Origin of the sequence: Nocardia sp. NPDC049220, assembly GCF_040647855.1 — a bacterium.
In the GTDB taxonomy this organism is placed as follows: Bacteria; Actinomycetota; Actinomycetes; order Mycobacteriales; family Mycobacteriaceae; genus Nocardia.
In genome coordinates, this window is sequence record NZ_JBEZDA010000003.1 from 121,459 (window position 1) to 137,172 (window position 15,714).

The 15,714-nt window shown below is 66.6% G+C and carries 14 protein-coding genes; 5 read left to right on the forward strand and 9 right to left on the reverse strand.

What is annotated here, in order from left to right:
• Positions 1–23 precede the first annotated feature (23 nt).
• Together AB0C34_RS12105 and crtI are read right to left on the reverse strand one after the other, a co-directional pair.
• Positions 24–956 carry a phytoene/squalene synthase family protein gene (locus tag AB0C34_RS12105; RefSeq protein ID WP_357070345.1) on the reverse strand — a complete coding sequence of 311 codons (933 nt, stop codon included), beginning with the start codon at positions 954–956 and terminating at the stop codon, positions 24–26.
• On the reverse strand, positions 953–2,479 hold the full coding sequence (crtI, locus tag AB0C34_RS12110) for a phytoene desaturase family protein (RefSeq protein ID WP_357070347.1): 1,527 nt from the start codon (positions 2,477–2,479) through the stop codon (positions 953–955). Before crtI ends, AB0C34_RS12105 begins: the two co-directional genes overlap by 4 nt.
• Positions 2,480–2,877: 398 nt before the next feature.
• Between crtI and AB0C34_RS12115 the strand changes: the two genes are divergently transcribed.
• Positions 2,878–3,909, forward strand: coding sequence for a polyprenyl synthetase family protein (locus tag AB0C34_RS12115; RefSeq protein ID WP_357070349.1), 1,032 nt, complete (start codon positions 2,878–2,880; stop codon positions 3,907–3,909).
• 220 nt (positions 3,910–4,129) lie between these two features.
• Here AB0C34_RS12115 and AB0C34_RS12120 read toward each other — a convergent pair whose 3' ends face one another.
• Both AB0C34_RS12120 and kstD read right to left on the reverse strand, forming a co-directional pair.
• Positions 4,130–4,996 (reverse strand): MaoC/PaaZ C-terminal domain-containing protein, encoded by an 867-nt coding sequence (locus tag AB0C34_RS12120; protein ID WP_357070351.1) that lies wholly within the window; start codon positions 4,994–4,996, stop codon positions 4,130–4,132.
• Between the two features lie 117 nt (positions 4,997–5,113).
• Entirely contained in the window at positions 5,114–6,814 is a 1,701-nt protein-coding gene (kstD, locus tag AB0C34_RS12125) for a 3-oxosteroid 1-dehydrogenase (RefSeq protein WP_357070353.1), read from the reverse strand.
• A gap of 114 nt (positions 6,815–6,928) precedes the next feature.
• Here kstD and AB0C34_RS12130 point away from each other — a divergent pair, with 114 nt between their 5' ends.
• The 4 genes from AB0C34_RS12130 to dmpG are packed head-to-tail and all read left to right on the forward strand — an operon-like array spanning position 6,929 to position 11,344.
• Positions 6,929–8,554, forward strand: coding sequence for an FAD-binding protein (locus tag AB0C34_RS12130; protein WP_357070355.1), 1,626 nt, complete (start codon positions 6,929–6,931; stop codon positions 8,552–8,554).
• Position 8,555: 1 nt separating this feature from the next.
• The gene (locus AB0C34_RS12135) at positions 8,556–9,341 is read left to right on the forward strand and encodes a 2-keto-4-pentenoate hydratase (RefSeq protein ID WP_357070357.1); all 786 of its coding nucleotides are present in this window, start codon (positions 8,556–8,558) and stop codon (positions 9,339–9,341) included.
• A 10-nt stretch (positions 9,342–9,351) separates the two neighbouring features.
• Positions 9,352–10,296 carry an acetaldehyde dehydrogenase (acetylating) gene (locus AB0C34_RS12140; RefSeq protein ID WP_357070359.1) on the forward strand — a complete coding sequence of 315 codons (945 nt, stop codon included), beginning with the start codon at positions 9,352–9,354 and terminating at the stop codon, positions 10,294–10,296.
• A gap of 10 nt (positions 10,297–10,306) precedes the next feature.
• The gene (dmpG, locus tag AB0C34_RS12145) at positions 10,307–11,344 is read left to right on the forward strand and encodes a 4-hydroxy-2-oxovalerate aldolase (RefSeq protein ID WP_357070361.1); all 1,038 of its coding nucleotides are present in this window, start codon (positions 10,307–10,309) and stop codon (positions 11,342–11,344) included.
• 68 nt (positions 11,345–11,412) lie between these two features.
• Here dmpG and AB0C34_RS12150 read toward each other — a convergent pair whose 3' ends face one another.
• From AB0C34_RS12150 to hsaA, 5 genes are all read right to left on the reverse strand, one after another.
• A complete protein-coding gene (locus AB0C34_RS12150) occupies positions 11,413–11,688 on the reverse strand; it encodes a YggT family protein (protein WP_357070363.1) in 276 nt (91 codons plus the stop codon).
• 270 nt (positions 11,689–11,958) lie between these two features.
• Positions 11,959–12,522, reverse strand: a complete 564-nt coding sequence (gene hsaB, locus AB0C34_RS12155) for a 3-hydroxy-9,10-secoandrosta-1,3,5(10)-triene-9,17-dione monooxygenase reductase subunit (protein ID WP_357070365.1) — start codon at positions 12,520–12,522, stop codon at positions 11,959–11,961.
• Positions 12,523–12,542: 20 nt separating this feature from the next.
• Positions 12,543–13,448, reverse strand: a complete 906-nt coding sequence (gene hsaC, locus AB0C34_RS12160; RefSeq protein ID WP_357070367.1) for an iron-dependent extradiol dioxygenase HsaC — start codon at positions 13,446–13,448, stop codon at positions 12,543–12,545.
• A 209-nt stretch (positions 13,449–13,657) separates the two neighbouring features.
• Complete coding sequence (gene hsaD, locus AB0C34_RS12165) at positions 13,658–14,542, reverse strand: 4,5:9,10-diseco-3-hydroxy-5,9,17-trioxoandrosta-1(10),2-diene-4-oate hydrolase (protein WP_357070369.1); 885 nt, start codon at positions 14,540–14,542, stop codon at positions 13,658–13,660.
• A gap of 8 nt (positions 14,543–14,550) precedes the next feature.
• Complete coding sequence (hsaA, locus tag AB0C34_RS12170; RefSeq protein ID WP_357070370.1) at positions 14,551–15,714, reverse strand: 3-hydroxy-9,10-secoandrosta-1,3,5(10)-triene-9,17-dione monooxygenase oxygenase subunit; 1,164 nt, start codon at positions 15,712–15,714, stop codon at positions 14,551–14,553.

Sequence of the window (15,714 nt, forward strand, 5' to 3'; positions counted from 1 at the left end):
CTCTTCGTCGAATCCAGTGCGGGTTATGGTCTGCTCGTCCAAGCCCTGCGCGCTTGTGCGTAGGCCGGCACGGCGATCCGCAACCGGGTGGGAAGACTCACCGATACGCGGCGGCCGAGCACCTCGTATTCGGCGTCCTCGACCGCTTCGAGGATCCCGCCGTAGAGCCGATAGGCGACCTCGATGCAGGGCCGGCTGGCGGGGTCGAGCATTCGGATGCCGCCGACGGAGTATGCGTAAATCTTTCGGGTGCGGTCGATTTCGAATCGTACGAGTTCACGCACTGCCGAGTTGATTTGTGGCTGGGCGAGATCGTGCCGGGTGACGCCGAACTGCTCGAGATCCGTGCCCGGCAAATAGACCCGGCCGCGGACGAGATCCTCGGCGACATCGCGGATGAAGTTGGTGAGTTGAAAGGCCTCGCCCAGGGCTCTCGCGCGGGGGTAGGCCTCCTCGTCCAGCGGTCCGAGGATGGGCACCATCTGCAAGCCGATGACCGCGGCCGAGCCGTACATGTACCCTACGAGATCCTCGTAGGTCGGATAGTCGGTCACGGTGAGGTCGGCGGCCATCGAATCCAGGAAAGCGCGGACGGTGTCGAGCGGGATATCCCAGCGGGACAGGGTATGCCGCAGCGCCGCAGTGACCTGGCCACCCGGGGTGGTCGGGTCGGTTTCGGCGCTGTCGGCGAGCTGTGTGAGCACCTGCTTCGACCAGACCTCGAATTCGGCCGCGCGTGCGTCGGCGGGCCCGCTGTCGACGATTTCATCGGCGTAGCGGGCGAATCCATACAGCGCGTGCACGTACGGCCGCTTCCATGGCGGCAACAGCAGGGTCGCCAGATAGTACGTGCGTCCGTACTGCGAGTGCAGGCGGCGGCACCGAGCATACGCGCTGCGGAGCGCGGGATCGGTGATGCCGGCAGCATCGAGGAGACGGCGGTCGGTGGCGTTCATCGGGACACCACCGACCGAGTCCGCGTCCCCGGCTGTCCGGTGATCCGCTGGGTGGCGAGTCGGCCGCTGATCAGAGCCATGGGCACGCCGACGCCGGGATGTGTTCCCGCCCCGGCGAATACGATGTTCTCGCCGACCAGATTGGAGGTGCGAAAGGGGCCGGTCTGGCGCATGGTGTGGGCGGCGCTGAAGGGGGTGCCGGCCGGACAGTCGAGTTGCTGCCAGTCATCCGGTGTGAGCACGTGTTCGTACTGGGCATTCTGCGCGAGTTCGGTATAGCCGTGTTCGTTCAGGGTTTTCATGACCTGATCGCGATAGCGCGGCCCGTCTTTGGCCCAATTTTGCTGTCCGATAACGGAATTCGGAGTGGGGAAGAGCACGTAGTAGCTGTGGGATCCGTCCGGCGCCAGCCCGGGGTCGGTGACCGAGGGCACGCTGACCAGGAAGGCGGGATCGCTCATCAGTTCCCCGTCCCGGATGATCTCGTCGAAGCATTGCCGCCACGCGTCACCGAAATGGATGTTGTGGTGGGCCATCGCCGGCTTGTCGGTGTCACCCCGGGCGGCTCCTGCGAGAAGCAGGAAACACGAGGGCGAGTACTTGATTCGTCTCAGGCGGCGGGGCTCGCGACCGAGCAGCCGGGGAAATGCCAGCGCTGGGTCGGCGGTCACGATGACGGCGTCGGCGGGGATGCGTTCTCCCTCTCGGGTGATCACCGCGCGTGCCCGCCCGTGCAGCGATACCTCGATCCGCTCCACGGTGGTGTTGTACCGGAAGTTCACGCCGTGGTCGGCCGCCGCGTCCGCAAGTGCGACGGGCAGGGCGTGCATTCCGCCTTTGGGCAGGAATACTCCGGCTTGGGTGTCGAGGTAGGAAATGATGGAGTACAGCGCGCGCGCCTGATGCGGTGCGACGCCCGCGTAGAGCGCCTGGAACGAGAACAAGCGGATGGTGCGCGGATCGCGAAGATACTGCCGGACTTTGGCGTCCATGTTCCGGAACGCGCCCATCGCCGTGAGCCGGGCGATCGCCGGCAACGACAGGTCGAACGGCCCATCGATATTGCGATCGATGAAATCGGTGAATTCACAGTCATACAGGCGTTGCAGGAACGACACGAATTGCCGATAGCCGTCCGCCTCACGGGAGCCGCAGACCCGGGTGATCTCCTCGGCCATGGCATCGAGGTCGGTGAGGGCGTCCAAGGTCGACCCGTCGCTGTAGTGCGCCCGGTAGGCCGGGTGAACTGGGAGCAATTCGAGCCTGTCGCCGATATTCTCGCCGACAGCCGCGAAGGTATCGGCAATGAGATCCGGCATGGTGAGCACGGTCGGCCCGTTGTCGAACGAGTACCCGCCGGCGGTGAACACGCCCGCTTTGCCACCCGGTTGCGCACTCTGCTCGAGGACGGTGACCGAGCGACCCGCGCCGGCGAGGTGAACTGCGGCGGACAGACCGGCGAGGCCGGCGCCGACGATCACGACATTGTCGACGTGGCCGGCCACAGTACGTGGTGAGCGCATTGCGCCCTCCTCCAGGGAACAAGAACGCCGGGGTACTCCCCCGGCTGGTGATTTCACATAGTAGGGCGCTCGACGGTAGCGCGCTCGACGAGCCAGTGCCCCGTTCCGGCCGAACCGAACTCTGTTGCGGCTCACCTGTGCGAATCGTCATGGCGGCGCGAGTCCGACCCCGGTCGAGGCCGTCGCCGCGAAACCCGGCACCCGGCGCGGTGGGCCGCCGGTCCACCCGAGGACGGGTCCAAGTCACCGCCGTCGCCAATCAGCTAACAGGCAGGGAACTCCGGTACGCAGTACACTCCCCGTGATCGAGACAACGGGTCGCCGGCTGTCCAGGGCCCGCAGCCGGGCCATGAAGAGCCGCAGCTTCCCGATCACCAGCGAGAATTGAGACCGGACCGATGACGACGGTGCCCCTGACCACAGTCCCGGACCCCCACGCCACGGGCATCCTGGCCACGGCCCGCGCGGCGTGTGACCCACTGCTACGGCGTGTGGTATCCGAACTGCCGCAACCAATGCAACTCATGGCCGGATACCATTTCGGCTGGTCGGACCCGCAAGGACAACCGATTGACGGACCATCGGGTAAAGGACTGCGGGCCGCACTGGTGTTCGCTGTGACCGCCGCCTGTCGGGGCGACCGAGCTGCGGCAGCGCCCGCGGCAGCGGCACTCGAGCTGATGCACAACTTCACTCTGATCCACGACGACGTCATGGACGCCGACGAACTCCGCCACGGACGCGCCACCGTGTGGAAGGTCTGGGGCCGGGACGCAGCCATGCTGCTCGGAGATGCATTGCACGCATCGGCCATTCGTATGGTATTGGATGTCCCCGCGCCCGCGGTGGGCCAGGCGGTGGCTCGGCTCGAAGACGCCGCCATCGAGCTGTGCCGGGGACAATTCGAGGATTACACCTTCGAGTCTCGTCAACACGTCGACGTCGACGAGTACCTGCACATGGCGATGGGCAAGACCGGATCGCTGATGGGGGCCGCCTGCGCGCTGGGCGCACTCTGCGCGGGCGCCGACGCCGACCTCGTCGCTGCGTATGACACCTTCGGCCGCGAACTGGGCATGGCATTCCAATTTACCGACGACATCATCGGAATCACCGGAGACGCCGCGGTAAGCGGCAAACCAGTGGGCAACGACCTGGCACGACGCAAGCGAACCCTGCCGGTCATCGCGGGTTTGCAGACCGGCCATCACGCCGCGGCCGAATTGGCAGACCTCTACGCGTCCGGTAAACCCCTTGGCACCGAGGACATCACCTACGCCACCGAACTCGTCACAACCACCGGTGGTTTGCACCAGACCCAGCAACATGCCGACGCGAGAATGCAAGCGGCGATCGACGCTTTGCCTACCGCGCTCGCGACCCCGGAACTTTATGCGCTGACCCGAGCCATCACTCGCCGAGATCGATGAGAGCGCCGAAAGTCGGCGTACGCCTTCGTTGCGGAGACAGGTCTTTCGATTACACGATGCGCGAATGAATTTCGCGGCCTGTCTGACCACCGGATCGATTTCCGTTCAGGACTGCCGCATACACCACTACTTCGATGCTGTGACCGTGATCCCCGGCGGCGCCGACGGACTACCGCGCTTGCCTGACGAGTGCCTCTACCGGGCAGTAACGCTGCCGTCCTCAGGCCGGCAGGAAGCGCAGCGTGACGTCGCCGAGTATCGGTGCGTCGTCGCGTTCGACAACGGTCGCGACGAGGGTCAGTTCGTCGTCCTGCCGCCAGATCCGGGTCCGGATCGTCTCGCCCGGAAAGAGCACGCCCGCGAACCGGGCGCGGAAGCTGGCGACCCGGCTCGCGTCGGCGCCGAGCACGGTGTCGGTCGCGGTCTTGCAGACGATGCCGTAAGTGCACAGTCCATGCAGGATGGGTGCGGGAAACCCCGCGGCGCGGGCGAATTCCGGATCGGAGTGCAGCGGGTTGCGGTCGCCGCACAGTCGATAGAGCAGCGCCTGCTGCGGTAGCGTCGGCGTGCTGACGTCGAAATCCGGTGCGCGGTTCGGCAGTTCGGACTTGGTGCTCGGTCCCCGCTCGCCGCCGAAGCCGCCTTCGCCCCTGGCGAAGATCGACGAGCGCGTAGTCCACAGCGGTGCGCCGTCCGAGCCGGTGATGGTGTGCTCCTGCACGACCACCGCGGCCGAGCCCTTGTCCCAGATCTCCGAGATCCGCCCGGCGCCGGTCGCCTTTCCCGCCGCCGGGATCGGCCGGTGCACCTCGACCTCCTGGTGGCCGTGCACTACCTTCGCCAGATCGATGTCGATGCCGGGGAAACTCACCTTCGGGGGGCGGGTTTCATGCAGCGTGGGCGCTACAGTCGCGAAGCTCGGCAGCACCTGCGGTGCCCGATCGTCCAGGTAGCGCAACTCGGCCGCGTCGGTCCAGCGCGTGCCCGCGCCGAGACCGAGCTGGTAGAGCTGGACATCCGACGGTGTCCAAGCGAACTCCCTGCTCGGTAGTTCCGCGCCGAGCGCGATCTTCGGGTCGATGGGCATCAGCACTCCTTGTGCATGGTTGTGGACAGCTGGCAACTGTCCGCGCTGCGCCGCCGGATCGCGGCGGACATCGATGTCGCCGGAACCGACTGCGAAGCCGGGGTTCGCGACATCACGTCACGCCCCAGCCGAGGCCGCCGCGGGCTGCCGCTTCTTGCGATCGGCGATGTCGAGCACCGCCAGATAGCCGAAGGTGAGCGCGGGACCGATGGTGGCGCCGGGGCCCGCGTAGGTGTGACCCATCACCGGGGCGCTGGCATTGCCCGCGGCGTAGAGGCCCTCGATGACGGTCTGGTCCGCGCGCAGTACCCGACCCGCGGTGTCGGTGACCAGGCCGCCCTTGGTGCCGAGATCGCCGGGCACCATCTCGGCCGCATAGAAGGGTCCGGCCACCAGCGCGGCTAGACACGGGTTCGGCTTGACCGTGGGGTCGCCGTAGTACTTGTCGTAGGCGCTGTCCCCGCGGCGGTAATCGGCGTCTACGCCGGTGGCCGCGAAGCTGTTGAACCGTCGCACGGTCGCGGTCAGATTCTGCTCCGGCACACCGATCTCGGTGGCCAGTTCGGCCAGGGTCGCCGCCTGTACGATGCGACCGTTCTCCATCCACCGGGACGGAAACCGCTGACCGGGTTGCAGCCCCGCGAAGATGTAGCGGTCGCGGTAACGCTGATCGAACACCAGCCAGGCAGGCACGTTCTCGCCGGGACCCGCACCCTGCCCGTGCTCGCCGCCGTACATGGTGTGGACCGCCTCGACGTAAGGCGCCGACTCGTTGCCGAATCGCTTCCCGTCGGTGTTGACGATGATGCAGCCCGGCAGATTCCGCTCCGCAAGGCAGAACCAGGGTTTGCCGCCTTTGAAGATCGTCGGCCCCCACCAGGCGTCGGCCATGATGTCGACGGCCGCGCCGAGTTCCAGACCGGCGCGGATGCCGTCACCGGTGTTGGCGAGCGCGCCGGTGGTCCATTCGGTGGTGATGGGCTCGCGCTGGTAGGTGTGGCGCATCTCGTCGTTGTGCTCGAAGCCGCCGCTGGCCAGCACTACGCCATAGCGGGCGGTGAAGCGCACGGTCCGTCCCTCGTGTTCGGCTTCGACGGCGGTGACCCGGTCGTCCGCGACGATCAGCCCGGTCAGCGGCGTGTTCAGCAGCAGGGGCACCCCCGCGTCGAGTAGACCTTTGCGGAGGCCGGCGGCCAGCGCCTGCCCCATGCCGAGCAGATGCTTGCGGGTGAGCCGGGCCCACGTGGTGCGTGCGCCGACCCGCATCGCGCGCAGCATGCCGCGCGGGTGTCGTCTGATGAGGTTGAGCTGCTTGAAATCCGCCTGGGTGACCACGACGTTCAGCGGAGCCTTGCTGTAGGGCGGCTCCAGGTCGAAGCGCGCCGCGCCGAGGATCTTGGCGTCGAACGGTTTCGGTTCACACGAACGGCCCTCGGCGCGGCCGCCGGGCGCTTCGGGGTAATAGTCGGAGTAGCCGGGCACCCAGCGCATCTTCAGTGGGGTGTGGTCGAGCACGAAGTCGAACGCTTCGGCGCCGCGGTCGATATAGGTGTCGATCCGATCCTTGGGGACGACGTCGCCGATGATGCTGTGCAGGTAGGTCCGGGCGTCCTCGCGGTCGTCGGGCCGACCGGACGCCCGCAGCGCTCTGTTACCGGGGATCCACACGCCGCCACCGGACCGCGCGGTCGACCCGCCGTAGTGTGCGGCCTTTTCGATGAGTACTGCGCTCAGCCCATGGTGGGCAGCGGTCAGAGCAGCGGTCATGCCGGCGGCGCCACTGCCGACCACCACCACGTCGTATTCCCGATCAGTCATGTAGAACACGTTATAGAATGGACGCGCAATTGGTCTATGTTGTGTGGCAGAAGACTTACTCGGCGTGCCATTTGTCGAGGTAACTTGTTTCAATTTCGGACCGGAGAGAAGTATATGGGGCACGATTGGGACCTGACCACCGATGTTGTCGTGGTCGGATACGGCGCCGCCGGCGCGGCAGCCGCGCTGGAAGCGACCGCGGCGGGCGCACAGGTGCTCGTGCTCGAGCGGTTCGCCGGGGGAGGCGCGTCGGCGCTGTCCGGCGGTGTCATCTACGCGGGCGGTGGAACCTCGGTGCAACGCGCGGCCGGAGTGGAAGACACGCCGGAGGCAATGCTCGCCTACCTGGAGCGTGAGGTCGGCGACGCGGTGACACCCGAGACGCTGCGCCGGTTCGTCGACGAGAGCCCGGCCATGATCGAGTGGTTGCGAGGCCATGGCGTCCCGTTCGGGGCGTCGCTATGCCCGTACAAGACTTCCTATCCGAACGATCATTTTTACCTGTATTACTCCGGCAGCGAGATTTCCGGGGCGTTCCGGGACATTCCGGCCGCCCAGCGCGGACATCGGGTGAAGGGACGGGGCACCTCGGGCAAGAAGCTCATCGGCCCACTCACCGCTGCCGCGTCCCACCTCGGCGTACGGGTGGAAACTATGACGCGGGTAACGCGCTTGCTCACCGACAGCACGGGTGCGGTGATCGGCGTCGAGTGCCACACCCTGCGCGCGGCGCCGGGCCGGATCCGGGACCGATACACCCGCATGGCGCAGGTCGCGGCCAAGCCGGGCATCTACTATCCACGGCTACGCCGGGCATTGGAGCGGCGGCTCGCCAGGATGGAACGCCGGTACGGCACGACGATCCGGGTTCGCGCGCGCCGAGCCGTGGTGGTCAGCGCCGGCGGGTTCATCGCCAACCGGGACATGGTGCGCCAGTACGCGCCGCGGTACCGCGGTGGTCTCTTACTGGGGACCACCGGCGACGACGGGAGCGGAATCGTGATGGCGCAGCAGGCCGGCGCCGCCGTCGACCGGATGGACAACATCTCGGCGTGGCGATTCCTACAGCCGCCCAGCGCATTCACCAGCGCGTTGCTGGTCGACGCGGACGGCCGCCGAGTGATCGACGAGACTCGCTACGGCGCCGCGGTGGGCCACACGCTGATCAACGAGCACGAGGGCAAGGGCTGGCTGCTCGCCGACGACGCGTTGATGCGCACCGCCATCGGCCAGATCGGTAAGCAGGGCACCTGGTTTCAGCGCGGTCAGTTCGAGGCCATGCGACGCACCGCAGTTCGGGGCGGCACGCTCGAGGAAGTTGCGGCGAAAGCGGGGATCGATGCGCGCGGTCTGCGCGCGACGGTCGAGGCGCACAACTCCGCGATCGACAGTGGTGCACCCGATCCGGTCGGCAAGCCGGTCGAGTTCACCACCATGCTGCGCACCGGCCCATTCTGGTTGCTGGATGTGGGTGTCAAACCGAGTTTGACCAATCCGTGCGCGATGCTCACCCTCGGCGGTGTCCTCGTGAACGAGCGCTCCGGCGCGGTGAAATCGACCGAGGGAAGCGATATTCCGGGACTCTTCGCGGCCGGTCGGACCGCGATCGGCCTCTGCTCGAAGTCCTACGTCAGCGGCCTCTCGCTATCCGACTGCATTTTCTCTGGTCGCCGGGCCGGTCGGTCCGCGGCGGGCGAGCGGGTTCCGGCGCTCGACCGAACAACAGCGGAAGGAAACTAGCGTGCTGTCCGATGCGGTACGAATCGAACTGGCCGATGAGCTCGAACTCGCCGAACGCGACCGGGTGGCGGTCGATCCGCTGGCGGCCCGGTATCCGGGTATCGACGTGGTCGATGCCTATGAGATCCAGCTGATCAACATCCGGCGCAGGCTCGACGGCGGCGCCAAGGTGGTAGGTCACAAGGTCGGCCTCTCGTCGGAAGCCATGCAGCGGATGATGGGCGTGGATGAGCCCGATTACGGGCACCTGCTCGCGGAAATGGAAGTCCACGACAATGTTTCGGTCCCGGCGGACCGCTATCTGTTCCCGCGGGTCGAAGTGGAGGTCGGCTTCGTGCTCGGCGCCGATCTGCCCGGCACGGACTGCACCGAGCAGGATGTGCTCGTCGCGACAGTCGCGCTCGCGCCCGCGATCGAACTCATCGACTCACGGATCAAGGACTGGAACATCGGCCTGGTCGACACCATCGCCGACAACGCCTCCTCCGCCGGTTTTTTGCTCGGCGCACAGCGCGTCGCGCCGCGAGACATCGACATCAAGACGATAGACGCGGTGCTCACTCGTAACGGCGAGGTCGTCGCCGAAGGTCGCAGCGATGCCGTGCTCGGCGACCCGGTGATCGCGGTGGCCTGGTTGGCACGCAAGGTCGCCGGCTTCGGAGTCCGGCTGAAAGCGGGCGACATCGTGTTGCCCGGTTCCTGCACCCGCGCCATCGACGCCCGTCCGGGCGACGCGTTCCATGCCGAGTTCGCCAGACTCGGTTCTGTCCATCTGCAATTCAGCTAGGAGGCATGTCGTGTCCGTACCAGGGACCGTCGCCGCCGCGATCGTCGGGTCCGGCAATATCAGTACCGATCTGCTCTACAAGCTGCTGCGCTCAGCGACCATCGAGCCGCGCTGGATGATCGGCATAGATCCCGACAGCGCGGGTTTGCAGCGTGCCCGCGGGCTCGGGCTGGAAACCTCGCACGAAGGCGTCGACTGGCTGCTCGATCAGGGGGACCTGCCCGACCTGATCTTCGAGGCGACCTCCGCCGCCGTGCACCGTGCCGCCGCGCCGCGCTACGCCGAGGCGGGTATTCGCGCGGTGGACCTCACGCCCGCCGCCGTCGGTCCCGCCGTGGTGCCGTCGGTGAACCTGGATGCGAATCTCGAAGCGCCGAACGTCAATATGATCACCTGCGGAGGTCAGGCGACGATTCCGATCGTCGCCGCGGTGTCGCGGGTCGTCGCGGTGCCCTATGCGGAAATCGTCGCCGCGGTGTCGTCGGTCTCCGCCGGCCCCGGCACCCGCGCCAACATCGACGAGTTCACCAAGACCACCAGCCGTGGCGTCGAGACCATCGGGGGTGCGCAGCGCGGCAAGGCGATCATCATCCTGAACCCGGCCGAGCCGCCGATGATCATGCGCGACACCATCTTCTGCGCCATCCCCGAGGACGCCGATACCGACCTGATCGCCGACTCCATCCACCGAATGGTCGGCGATATCCAGCAGTACGTGCCCGGCTACCGACTGCTCAACGACCCGCAGTTCGATGAGCCGTCGGTGGTGTCCGGAGGCATGGCGAAGGTGTCGGTGTTCGTCGAGGTCGAAGGCGCGGGCGACTTCCTGCCGCCGTACGCGGGCAATCTCGACATCATGACCGCCGCGGCGACGCAGGTGGGCGAGGTCATCGCCGACCAGATCCGCGGCCGAGCGCACCGAGGCGACCAATCAGACACCGAAGCACGGGTGTGAGGAGCGAAACATGGCCTACTCAGCGGAACTCGACATCCGCGTCACCGACACCTCGCTGCGCGACGGTTCGCACCACAAGCGCCATCAGTTCACCACTACCGAGGTCCGTGCCATCGTCGCCGCGTTGGACGGCGCGGGCGTCCCGGTGATCGAGGTGACCCACGGCGACGGCCTCGGTGGCTCGTCGTTCAACTATGGCTTCTCCGGGACGCCCGAGCAGGCACTGGTCGCCATCGCCGCCGAGACAGCGAAACGGGCGAAGATCGCGGTGCTGATGCTGCCCGGCGTCGGCGTCAAAGAAGACATCAAGGTCGCCGGGGACAACGGGGCCGCCATCTGCCGCATCGCCACACACTGCACCGAAGCGGACGTGTCGATCCAGCATTTCGGGCTCGCCCGCGACCTCGGCCTGGAGACCGTCGGCTTCCTGATGATGTCGCACACCCAGCCGCCGGAGGTATTGGCCGGGCAGGCGCGCATCATGGCCGACGCGGGCTGCCAGTGCGTCTACGTGGTGGACTCGGCGGGAGCACTTGTCCTGGAACAGGTCTCCGATCGGGTCGCCGCCCTCGTCGCCGAGCTCGGTAGCGACGCTCAGGTCGGTTTCCACGGCCACGAGAACCTCGATCTCGCGGTCGCCAACTCCATCTGCGCCATTCGCGCGGGCGCAAGCCAGATCGACGGCAGCGCCCGCCGTTTCGGCGCGGGCGCGGGCAATACGCCGGTCGAGGCGTTGGTCGGGGTGTGCGACAAACTCGGCATCGAGACCGGCATCGATTTCTTCGCGATCGCCGATGCCGCCGAGGACGTGGTCCGGCCGACCATGCCGCGGGAATGCCTACTGGACCGCCAAGCGCTGATGATGGGCTATGCGGGCGTCTACTCCAGTTTCCTCGAGCACGCGCAACGTCAAGCCGAACGCTACGGCGTCTCCGCCGCCGAACTGCTCGTCCGCGCGGGCAAACGGAAGCTCGTCGGCGGACAGGAGGATCAACTGGTCGATATCGCGCTGGAATTGCGGCGGGAGCAGGCAGCAGTCTCTACCTGACCGGCCGTTGACCACGGGTCGGCACAGTGTGCGGCCACCGCTCACGCCCCGCCCGAAAGACGGCAGGTTTACAGGCTGAAAGCGATCGAGCGCAGGATCAGCGCCACGATGAACACCGCGGTGAACGCCAGATCGATCGACAATCCTCCGGCACGAACCGGAGGTAGTACCCGCCGCACCGGCGCGATCACCGGCTCCGTCCAGGCTCGAGTCAGCGAGCGCGCCCGACTCGCCCAGGGTGGGCTGTCGGCCATCACCCCTATCCAGTCGAGCACCATCCGGGCGATCAACAGCAAGATGAACACTGTCAGGGCGTACCCGAGCAGGGTTGCGATCAGGCTCATGCCAACTCCTTGTACCGCTGAACGTCTCACCATTCTCAACGCGGCAGATCGGGTCGAAAGTGTCGCCTGTGCAGTGTTCTCAGCCGACTATCAGGTGGCAACCAGCGCGGGCAACGTTGGTCTTCGACAACAGTGCGGACGCTCCGTATCGGTTAGACCGAAACGACCTCGACCATGCTTTCCAGCCCACGGAAGTCTCCGCTGTTGCGGGTGTACAACGGTAGTCCGCGTGGAAACACGCGGCCTTCGGCCCGAGGGCGCGCCGATCCACTACAGCCAGGTGTCGAGCGTGGTCGTGGTGAGGAAGTGCTCCAGATCGGCGCGCCATGGCGCCGGGGTGGTCTTGTCCGGCTCGATGGCGGTGTATTGGCCGCGGTAGAACAGCAGGGGACGGCCGGAAGCGGTCGATTCCGAGAGGGCTTGGACTCGGCCGATGACGATATAGTGGTCGCCGCCGTCCACGACGCTGTCCACCGCGCACTCGACGGTCGCCAGCGCGTCGTTCAGCAGCGGGAGTTCCAGGTCGGAGGCGTGCCAGGTGACTCCGGCGAACTTATCGGGCTCGCGGGAGCCGAAACGAGCACACAGCTCGCGCTGCTCCTCGGCCAGGACGTTCGCGCAGAAGCGCCCGGTTTTCTCGATCGCCGCCCAGGAGCGGGACGCCTTGGTGGGGCAGAACAGGACTAGCGGCGGTTCGAGGGAGAGGGCGGCGAAAGACTGACAGGCGAAGCCAATCGGGGCTCGGTCGCCGTCGAAGGTGGTGATCACGGTGATGCCCGTGCAGAACTGTCCGAGCACGGTTCGGAACTGCCGTGGATCGATCTCCGCGGTCATCGTTTCGCCAGCCCTCTCGGTCACTGCTGCCGCTGCCCGACGGAGAAGTCGTGGCCCCACAGGCTCACGGCGGTGGACTCCCTGGCAATCCACTCGGTGTCGTCCACGGCCAGGCCCTCACAGCCGAATTCGACATCGAAGCCACCCGGCGTCTTCATGTAGAAGGAGAGCATCTTGTCGTTGACGTGCCGGCCCAGCGTCGCCGACATCTTCACCTTCTTCCGCAGCGCGCGATCAAGACACAGCCCGACGTCATCGGCCTCGCCCACCTCGAGCATCAGATGCACGATGCCGCTCGGGGTCGGCATGGGCAGGAAGGCCAGCGAATGGTGGCGCGGATTGCAGCCGAAGAAGCGCAGCCACGCGGGCTCCCCGTCGGCCGGACGTCCGACCAGCTGCGGTGGCAGTCGCATCGAGTCGCGCAACCGGAAGCCGAGCACATCGCGATAGAACTCCAGCGCCGCCCTGTCGTCCTTGGTGCTGAGCACTACGTGCCCGAGCCCTTGCTCCTCGGTGACGAACCTGTGCCCGTAGGGGCTGACCACCCGGCGATGCTCCAGCGCGGCGCCATGGAACGCCTCCAGCGTGTTGCCGGAAGGATCGTCGAAACGAATCAATTCATGCACCCGGCGATCGGCCAGTTCCGCGGCGGCGCCTTCCTTGTACGGCACCCCCGCCGCCTCGAGCCGATTGCGGATGTCCTGAAGCTCTTCGGCGTCAGCGGTCTCCCAGCCGGACAGTTGCAACTGGTCCTTGGTGCCCGGAATGATCACCAACCGGGCCGGAAACTCGTCCATGCGCAGGTACAGCGATTCCGAGTCGGAGCCTTTGCCCTCGACCATGCCGAGCACCTTCAGCCCGTACTCTCGCCAGGCGGCCAGATCGGTCGCCTCGATACGCAGATATCCCAGTGAGCGGATTCCCATCACTTCTCCTCTGTCCTGCGGGTGTTCCCGCACCCCGTCGGCGCGATGAGGGCTGCGCGAGTATTTCTCATCGCGCCTCCTGTGTCCTGCGGGTGTTCCCGCACCCCGTCGGCGCGATGAGGGCTGCGCGAGTATTTCTCATCGCGCCTCCTGTGTCCTGCGGGTGTTCCCGCACCCCGTCGGCGCGATGAGGGCTGCGCGAGTATTTCTCATCGCGCCGCCTGGACGCCGGCGAGGAAATTGACGGCCAGCCGGTTGAATTCGTGGAATTTCTCCAGCTGTGCCCAATGTCCGCAGCCGCCGAAGACGTGCAGCTGCGCGCGGGGGATCACCTTCATCGCAACGAGCGCGCCGTCGAGCGGGTTGACCCGGTCCTCGCGTCCCCAGATCAGTAGCACCGGCTGACGCAAGGTGTAGGCGTCCCGCCAGAGCATGCCCTTCTCGAAGTCCGCGCCGGCGAACGACTTCCCCATCGCGCGACTCGCGGCCAGTGCTTCCGGCGTGCACGCCGCCGCGAACCGCTCGTCGATCAGCTCGTCGGTGATCAGCGACTGGTCGAAGACCATGATGCGTAGGAATGCCTCCAGATTCTGCCTGGTCGGCTCGACATTGAACTTGGCGAGCAGTTTCACGCCCTCGGTCGGGTCGGGCGCGAACAGGTTGGTACTCAGCCCACCGGGACCCATCAGGATCAGTTTTCCCGCCAGTTGCGGATAATCCAGCGCGAACCGTACGGCCGCGCCGCCGCCGAGCGAATTGCCGAGCAGATGCACGCGCGAGGTGATCTGCAGGTGGTCGAGCAGATCGTGCAGCGCCGAGGCACTGTGCACGAAGTACTGCGGATGCTCGGTCGGTTTGTCCGAGCGGCCGTACCCGGGCTGATCCACGGCGAGCACATGGAAATTCTCCGCCAGCACGGGGATGTTGCGGGCGAAGTTCGACCAGGAGGACGCGCCGGGCCCGCCGCCGTGCAACAGGACGATCGTCGGCCCGTTGCCGACCCCGGCCTCGTGATAGTGCAGCCGCAGGTCGGGGCGCACCTGCGCGTAGCGCGAGGTGGATTCGGCGGTGATGAGTTCCGCGATTGAGGTCATGATCTCCCTTACACCATGCCGTCGGTGACGGGCAGCCCGAACTCATGTGTGCCGTACATCAGGTACGCCCGCTCGGGATCGTTGGCCGCGTGCACCCGTCCCGCGTGCGCGTCGCGCCAGAAGCGTTGGAGCGGAGTGTCGTTCGCCAGCGCGGTGGCGCCGGAGCTTTCGAACAGCTTGTCGATGGCGGCGATCGAGCGTCCGGTGGCGCGCACCTGGTCGCGTCGCGCCCGCACGCGCAGGTCGAACGGAATCTCCTCGCCTGCCATCAGCAGCGCGTACTCATCGGCTACATTGCCCGACAGTTGCCGCCATGCCGCGTCGATATCGCTGGCCGCCTCGGCAATGCGCACCTTGGCGAACGGGTCGTCCTTGGCTTTCTCGCCCGCGTAGGCCGCGCGCACGCGTTTACCCTGGTGCGCTACATGCGCCTCGTACGCGCCGTATGCCATGCCGACGATTGGGGTGGAGATGGTGGTGGGATGGATGGTGCCCCAGGGCATCTTGTACACCGGATCGGTGTTCTTTTCCAGGCCAGGCGATTTCAGTTCGCTCATAGCGCGGAAGCTCAGAAACCGGTGCGACGGCACGAAGACATTGTCGACCGCGATGGTATTGGAGCCGGTGCCGCGCAGACCGACCACGTTCCAGACATCATCGATGCGGTAGTCGTCGCGGGGGATCAGGAAGCTGCCGAAGTCGACCGGCCTGCCATCCTTGATCACCGGGCCGCCGAGCACCGCCCAGGTCGCGTGGTCACAGCCGGACGACCAGGCCCACGCGCCGTTGACGAGGTACCCGCCGTCGACGACCGTGCCCGCACCCATCGGCGCGTAGGACGAGGAGATCCGTACCTCGGTGTCCTCGCCCCAGACGTCTTCCTGTGCCTGCTGAGCGAACAACGCCAGATGCCAGTTGTGTACGCCGACAATGCCGGACACCCAGCCGGTGGACCCGCACGCGCTGGCGATCTTGCGCACGATGTCGTAGAAGACCACGGGGTCTGCGGCATGGCCACCCCACTGTTTGGGCTGGAGCAACCGGAAGAAACCGGTCTCTTGTAACGCTTTCATGGTTTCGTCGGGGATGCGCCGCAAGTCTTCGGCTTCCTGCGCGCGCTCGCGCAGTGTCGGCAACAGCGCATCGACCCGTTCGGTCACTTCTTGCGTCAT

Excerpts from the sequence above, each read along its gene's own strand:
- dmpG (WP_357070361.1), top strand. The coding sequence starts at position 10,307 with ATGGCCTACTCAGCGGAACTCGACATCCGCGTCACCGACACCTCGCTG.
- crtI (WP_357070347.1), bottom strand. The coding sequence starts at position 2,479 with ATGCGCTCACCACGTACTGTGGCCGGCCACGTCGACAATGTCGTGATC.
- AB0C34_RS12150 (WP_357070363.1), bottom strand. The coding sequence starts at position 11,688 with ATGAGCCTGATCGCAACCCTGCTCGGGTACGCCCTGACAGTGTTCATC.
- hsaB (WP_357070365.1), bottom strand. The coding sequence starts at position 12,522 with ATGACCGCGGAGATCGATCCACGGCAGTTCCGAACCGTGCTCGGACAG.
- kstD (WP_357070353.1), bottom strand. The coding sequence starts at position 6,814 with ATGACTGATCGGGAATACGACGTGGTGGTGGTCGGCAGTGGCGCCGCC.
- hsaD (WP_357070369.1), bottom strand. The coding sequence starts at position 14,542 with ATGACCTCAATCGCGGAACTCATCACCGCCGAATCCACCTCGCGCTAC.
- AB0C34_RS12105 (WP_357070345.1), bottom strand. The coding sequence starts at position 956 with ATGAACGCCACCGACCGCCGTCTCCTCGATGCTGCCGGCATCACCGAT.
- AB0C34_RS12130 (WP_357070355.1), top strand. The coding sequence starts at position 6,929 with ATGGGGCACGATTGGGACCTGACCACCGATGTTGTCGTGGTCGGATAC.
- AB0C34_RS12120 (WP_357070351.1), bottom strand. The coding sequence starts at position 4,996 with ATGCCCATCGACCCGAAGATCGCGCTCGGCGCGGAACTACCGAGCAGG.
- hsaA (WP_357070370.1), bottom strand. The coding sequence starts at position 15,714 with ATGACGCAAGAAGTGACCGAACGGGTCGATGCGCTGTTGCCGACACTG.
- AB0C34_RS12115 (WP_357070349.1), top strand. The coding sequence starts at position 2,878 with ATGACGACGGTGCCCCTGACCACAGTCCCGGACCCCCACGCCACGGGC.
- hsaC (WP_357070367.1), bottom strand. The coding sequence starts at position 13,448 with ATGGGAATCCGCTCACTGGGATATCTGCGTATCGAGGCGACCGATCTG.